The sequence below is a fragment of the Rubidibacter lacunae KORDI 51-2 genome (assembly GCF_000473895.1).
In the GTDB taxonomy this organism is placed as follows: Bacteria; Cyanobacteriota; Cyanobacteriia; order Cyanobacteriales; family Rubidibacteraceae; genus Rubidibacter; species Rubidibacter lacunae.
In genome coordinates, this window is the sequence record NZ_ASSJ01000018.1 from 1 (window position 1) to 6,608 (window position 6,608).

At 49.1% G+C, this 6,608-nt stretch carries 5 protein-coding genes; all 5 read left to right on the plus strand.

Annotated features, from left to right (window positions below):
- Positions 1 to 337 precede the first annotated feature (337 nt).
- The 5 genes from KR51_RS03930 to KR51_RS03950 all read left to right on the plus strand — a co-directional run bounded on the left by KR51_RS03930 (position 338) and on the right by KR51_RS03950 (position 6,577).
- Positions 338 to 772, plus strand: a complete 435-nt coding sequence (locus KR51_RS03930) for a ferritin-like domain-containing protein (RefSeq protein WP_022605049.1) — start codon at positions 338 to 340, stop codon at positions 770 to 772.
- A gap of 118 nt (positions 773 to 890) precedes the next feature.
- A complete protein-coding gene (locus tag KR51_RS03935; RefSeq protein ID WP_022605051.1) occupies positions 891 to 1,703 on the plus strand; it encodes an ABC transporter ATP-binding protein in 813 nt (270 codons plus the stop codon).
- Positions 1,704 to 2,091: 388 nt separating this feature from the next.
- Entirely contained in the window at positions 2,092 to 2,718 is a 627-nt protein-coding gene (locus KR51_RS18000) for a tyrosinase family protein (protein WP_071783199.1), read from the plus strand.
- Positions 2,719 to 2,832: 114 nt separating this feature from the next.
- Complete coding sequence (locus KR51_RS03945) at positions 2,833 to 5,490, plus strand: TonB-dependent siderophore receptor (RefSeq protein ID WP_022605053.1); 2,658 nt, start codon at positions 2,833 to 2,835, stop codon at positions 5,488 to 5,490.
- Positions 5,491 to 5,518: 28 nt separating this feature from the next.
- The gene (locus tag KR51_RS03950; RefSeq protein WP_022605054.1) at positions 5,519 to 6,577 is read left to right on the plus strand and encodes an ABC transporter substrate-binding protein; all 1,059 of its coding nucleotides are present in this window, start codon (positions 5,519 to 5,521) and stop codon (positions 6,575 to 6,577) included.
- Positions 6,578 to 6,608 lie beyond the last annotated feature (31 nt).

Sequence of the window (6,608 nt, forward strand, 5' to 3'; positions counted from 1 at the left end):
TTTGGTACTGAGACTGGTGCCGGTATCGCGCTGCTGTTCGAAATCTGTGCGGTTGGCATGAGCCTGATTGGCTTGATTGGCTGGAAGCTGTCACACCGTTTGCAGGCTGAGCTAAGAACCCACGATGACCCCGCGAGATCGCGACAGGTGTAAGGCTGATTTCTATTTGTCTCGGTTGAGAAAAGCTCTTAAGCACAATCTAGCAGATTGCGGAAGGTCATAACGCCCAAAAGTTTTTCATATCGTCTAACATGGTCGGAGTTGTATTTGATAGTGACTCCTAACAAGGGCAGTTTCAGTACGAACGGCCACACTGCAATTTGGCGAAAATACGTTTATGAAAGACCTCAATACCCAAAGCACCATCGAATTACTGAACCAGATTATGGAGTTTGAGCTAGCAGGAGTAGTGCGCTATACTCACTACTCGCTAATGGTGACTGGGCCGAATCGGATTCCGATTGTGGACTTTTTCAAAGCGCAGGCCAGTGAATCGCTGATACATGCCCAGGAAGCGGGCGAAATTATTACAGGTTTAGAGGGGCATCCGAGGCAACGCATCGCCAAGATCGAAGAAACCAATCGCCATGCCGTCAAAGATCTTCTACAAGAAAGTCTCAATCACGAGCAGCAAGCGCTTAACATGTATAAAAAGCTGCTGGGTGTGGTCGAAAATGCCAGCATTTATTTAGAAGAATATTCCCGCACCAAAATCGGCCAGGAAGAAATGCACAACCTGGAAATTAAGAAGATGCTGCGTGACTTTAGCTGAAGTACTTTGCGTGAGCGGAAGCAGCGGAGCAGAGCGGTAGCCCTACTACACGCATTCTTCCCACTCTTACTCATACCCTCCCAATCTCCCTTGCACTAATCTATTTATCCTTCTAAACATGCTCTTAAACACCGCAGACCAAATCGCTTTGACTGCTCGGAAGCTGACCTTAGCCTATGACGGCAATGTGATTATTCAAGGGCTAGAATTGGCAATTCCTAAGGGTCAAATCACGACACTGGTGGGGTCAAACGGCTGCGGTAAGTCTACGCTGCTGCGGGGCATGGCGCGGTTGCTAAAGCCGCAGGGAGGAACGGTTTATCTAGAAGGGGATGCGATCGCACATTTGCCCACCAAAGAACTAGCCAAGCGACTAGGCATCCTGCCCCAAAGTCCATCTGCACCAGAAGGATTAACGGTACGAGAACTAGTAGCGCAGGGTCGCTATCCCCACCAGAACTGGCTGCAACAGTGGTCGCGGGAAGATGAGCTGAAGTTGGAAGGTGCGATCTCAACCACTCACTTGGAAAAGTTTGCCAATCGTCCCCTCGATACGTTATCGGGTGGGCAGCGACAGCGAGCCTGGATTGCGATGGCGCTGGCGCAGGATACGGAGACGCTGCTGCTGGATGAACCAACGACCTATTTGGATTTGGCGCACCAAATTGAGGTGCTCGACCTGCTATATCACTTGAATCGGGATGCAGGTCGCACCATCGTTATGGTGCTGCACGATTTGAATATGGCCTGCCGCTACAGCCATCATTTGGCAGCTTTGCAGAATGGGGCAGTGCTGGCTCAAGGACGACCCGCAGAGGTGGTGACAGAATCTTTGGTACAGCAGGTGTTTGGCTTACACAGCCGCATTATTCCTGACCCTATTTCGGGGACGCCGCTCTGTGTGCCGATTAGTCAATTTATCGAGGGCTAATAGACTTGATATGAAACACAACTGAAAATCGCTGTTTACGGCGCTACCGTATGATGAAATTCCTCTGACTGGCAAAACGTTCCTCCTGGGTTGTAACATTGGAGATCGCTCTGTTAAACATTGCAGTGATTGTTCTGACGGAAGAACTGCGACATCGATTGTCCGCTTACCATCCGCCCTCCATTGATGCACCAACGCCTGCACTGGTTTATCCTTAATTATCCGTCTCGCCAGGCCGGATTCGGAAGAATGAAGTGAACCTGACTGCACCCGAAAAAGCCGCCTTCGTGAATGCTGTTTACACATTAAAAACAACAGTGCCAGAAGGCAGTGCCCTCAGCATTTATGACCAGCTTGTTCTTCAGCATGTTATGACGATGGGATTCCGTTGGCGTTCGGGAGCAACGGGACCAGCTCAAGGCAATCCAGCTCATGGACAACCCGCTTTGCTGCCCTTGATCGCCAATCTTGTGATGCCTATCCCATTCCGCAACGTGCGATTGATGAGTTATTTCGCTTTGATCATTATGAGATTTTTAATGCGCTAATTGAAGGAGCGCTGGTTTTAGATGCAAAACAGCAGTATGTCCTGGGATGGGCAATCCACGCCTACGCTCATTCCGTAATTGGAGGAAGCGTAGTCGATCCCAAAGATCCTGTGCTTCAAACCAAAATTCTCGGCACAATGGACAGCATTCCCAGTTCTCCCTACGACCCATTTTTTTGGCTCAACCATGCCAATGTTGATCGCCTCTGGGCAGAATGGCAAGACCAGGGACACACAGGTGAAACTTTTTATCCATCTGACGGCATGCCATTTGGCCATAATCTGCACGACCCAATGTGGCCCTGGGATAGAGGACTATCCACACCTGGAGAGTATGGATCGGGAAATTTGCGATCGCTGCTCCTCGTTACTGATTCAGCGGTAATACCAGCCGATGTTTTAGACTACAGGCAGTTGGGCTATACCTATGACACGATCGAGAGAGCTATTAGCAGAAAGTCCGGATAACAAAGAAAAAAGTCCGGTTTACAAAGATGGCGATCGCTCATAACCTCTATGATTTTCTCACCTCCTAAATAAGAATGATTCTTGTTAGATAGATTAACGGTGGGTGAGTGAGGCATGACAAAACTGACACGTGGCACGTCTTTGGCAATCTGGATCGGAGTGATTCCGATCGGAATTTCTGCGTTGTTTGTGCTATTGCCAATCCGGCCCGCAGTAGCAGAGGACATTAAGCCTCAATCCAGGTTAAATTCTCTTGCTTCCGGCATCTCTCCTCACCTTGAAGCTGCTGATTTGCCTCTGGAAGAGGTCGGATCGAGTTCAGTTGATGCCACTCAAAGGAGTGAACTGGAGTCAGCCGCAACGACTGTAGATGAGTGGATCGAGCAAATTGCTCGGGCTGATTTAGTCGAGATTACTGGCATCCGAGTTGAAGAAGTCGAAGAAGGTGTCACGCTCCAGCTTGAAACGACTGGCGAGTTGTCGGCACCCACAACGTCGATTACTGGCAATGCTGCGATCGCAGATATCTCCAATGCGGTTTTGAATTTGCCGGACGGCGAAGACTTCTTTGCTGGCGATCCAGCCGAAGGGATCGTGCTGATCAACGTAACGAATTTGCCAGACAATCAGGTGCGGATCGCGATCACGGGCACGGATGCCCCGCCCACCCTCAACATCACAACTGTCGCTACTGGACTCACAGTGAGTGTTACTCCTGGTGATTCAACGGCTCAAACCCCAGAAGACGACTCTATTCAGATTAGTGTCACTGGCGAGCAAACTGATGATGATTACTTTTTGCCCAATGCCAGCACGGCCACTCGCACGGACACCCCGATTTTAGATGTTCCGGCCTCCATTCAGGTGGTTCCCCGTAAGGTATTAGAAGATCAGCAAGTGACGCGCCTAGATGAAGCATTGAATAACGTAAGTGGCGTGACATCGGGCGGTACGTTTGGCAACACCTCGCTTGACTTTAACATTCGAGGGTTTGATGCCCCCACGCTGCGTAATGGGTTCAGAGAGTTTGGTGGATTCACTGGGGCCAGTCCCACGATTACTAATCTGGAAAGGGTCGAGGTCTTGAAAGGGCCAGCCTCTATTCTCTATGGAGAAATTCAGCCCGGAGGTGTGATCAACCTGGTGACGGAACAGCCGCTGGCTGAACCGCTTTATCGACTGGAACTGGATGTGGGCAATCGAGGTGTGTTTCAACCCCAGATAGACCTCACTGGCCCCCTGAATGCAGAGGGAAGCGTATTGTATCGGCTGAATGCATCCTACTTTCATGATAATGGATTCACAAATTATGAGCAGGATACAGAACGGGCTTTTGTTGCCCCGGTGTTAGCAGTGAAATTTGGCGATCGCACCGACCTAACTCTCAGTGTTGAATATACCAATGAGAAGCTTCCGTTTGATAATGGTTTAGTTGCCTTTGGCGATGGTGTGATTGATATCCCTTTCGATCGGATTACTGGCGAACCTGACGACTTTGTGGATAATGAGTCGCTGCGGCTGGGCTATGAGCTGGAGCATCGCTTTAACGATAGCTGGCGGATCCGCAACGCCTTTGAATATTCCAATCGAGATTTGCTAGATGTGGGATTTATTCCCTTGGAATTTGATGAGGCAACCGGAATTCTGACGCGTTTTCCAGCACGGCAAGATTTAGACATAGAAAACTTTTCGCTCCAAACGAATATTGTTGGCGAATTTGCTACAGGTTCGGTTGACCATACGCTCTTGTTTGGGGTCGATCTAAATCGAACTGAAGATAGAGAGAGCGCAGGCTTCGATCTTTTCAGCCCATCCTTTCTCGATCTATTTAATCCCCAGTATGGGTTAGCACCTGAGATTGGAAATAACTTGCCTCTATTTAGCGATACGGACATTCAAAGCGATCGGCTTGGGGTTTATCTGCAAAATCAAATCGAGCTTTTGGATGGCTTAATTCTATTAGCAGGAATTCGGTACGACACCGTAGAACAGATAACAACGAGTAAACCAAGTCTTTCTGCTCCATTTGAGTCAGAAACCACTCGCAATGATGATGCCTGGACACCTCGAGTTGGGATTGTCTATCAACCAGTTGAATTTCTGTCTCTGTTCGCTAGCTATTCTCAGTCGTTTACACCCAGCCTTGACACAACCAGCAGTGGCGATCCACTGGAACCAGAGCGCGGCGAAGGATTTGAATTAGGTGTCAAAGCTGAATTTTTAGATGGCAATTTGTTTGCAAACCTGGCCTATTTTGACATTACTCGGCAGAATGTGGCGACTCAAGATCCACTCGATCCATTTGCGCTGGTGGCAACGGGCAAGCAGCGCAGTCGAGGGATTGAACTAGACGTGGTAGGAGAAATTTCACCAGGATGGAATGTGATTGCCTCCTATGCTTATATTGACGCGGAAGTAACAGAAGACAACCTGATTCCAGTTGGAAATCGACTGTTTAATGTGCCTGAACATAGCGCTAGCTTGTGGACAACCTATGAGATTCAGCGCGGGAATTTGCAAGGGCTAGGATTTGGACTGGGATTTAATTTTTTGGGAGAACGGGAGGGAGATTTAAACAATAGTTTTCAGGTCGATGATTTTTTCTTGACCAATGCTGCGATTTTCTATCGGCGTGACAATTGGCGATTCGCACTCAATGCCAAAAATATCTTCGATATTGATTACATTGCATCCACAAACAATAGCAGAACCAATGCGATTGAACCCGGCGCCCCATTTACTATTATTGGTTCTGTTGCAGTGGAGTTCTGATGCCGTTTGATTGGGAGTTGAGCGAGCTGTGAAGAGAGTTGCATCGATACGACTGTTGCCGTGGATAGCGTTGACCGTGGTGGCGATTTCCGCCTGCCAGGGGAGAGCTGACCAGGCAACGGTCAATTCTTCTTCTTCACCCCAGAGCGAAGCCCAAACCGACTGCCAAACCATTCAGCATGAATTAGGCGAAACTGAGGTTTGCGGTCAGCCTCAAAAAGTTGTGGTTTTGGGGCCTCATCTGTTAGAATCCCTGCTGGCTCTGGGTGTGCAACCGATCGCATTTGCTGACATTGAGGTGGGAGGTAGAAGAGACTATGATAATCCCAGTCAACAGATTCCTTATCTTGGACGCTATATTACTCAAACCGTAGTAAATGTAGGCACGGCTGCAAACCCATCATTAGAATCGATTCTCAAGGTTCAGCCCGACCTGATTTTAGGAACAGAGTGGAATGCGAGCGAATATGAAACCTTGTCCAACATCGCACCCACCTTACTGTTTGAATGGGCCGAGCCGGAGATAGCATTGAGGGCAATCGCCCAAGCCGTCAATCGCACCGAGCAGGCAGAACAGATTCTGGTCAAGGCAGAGCAGCAAATTGCCGCAGCCCGTGAAGATTTTGCCCCTGTCGTTTCAACCCACCCAAAGCTGCTGTTGCTCAGTTCCCGAAATTTTCAAGATATGTATTTGGGCAACTCTGGCCACGGTATGTGCAGCTCCCTGCTTGAGGAAATGGGGTTTCAACTGGTAGCACCACCTGGATTCGAATGGTCCGATCCAGCGTCTCCACTCCCGATATCGATTGAAACCCTACCTCAGATGAATGAAGCCGATTCTGTCATTATGCTGGGCAGCAATTTCAACCCGTCTGAGCACGTCGCGGGTGACGATCGATTTGATTCCGATCGGCTAGCGGACATTAAACGATCCTGGGCAGAAAGTGCGATCGCACTTTCTCTAGAGGCTAGCAAAGCTGGTCGAGTCTATTTCATTCCAGCTTATTTATGCCTGGGATTACCTGGCCCCATCGGCACTGAGCTGTATCTGAAGGAACTCGAACAACAAATGCTGACGGATAACTAATCCAAAGTGACATCCTCCCGACGCTGATGCT

Bases quoted from the DNA above. Each gene is read 5' to 3' on its own strand.
- KR51_RS03930 (WP_022605049.1), top strand. From the start codon at position 338: ATGAAAGACCTCAATACCCAAAGCACCATCGAATTACTGAACCAGATT.
- KR51_RS03935 (WP_022605051.1), top strand. From the start codon at position 891: ATGCTCTTAAACACCGCAGACCAAATCGCTTTGACTGCTCGGAAGCTG.
- KR51_RS03945 (WP_022605053.1), top strand. From the start codon at position 2,833: ATGACAAAACTGACACGTGGCACGTCTTTGGCAATCTGGATCGGAGTG.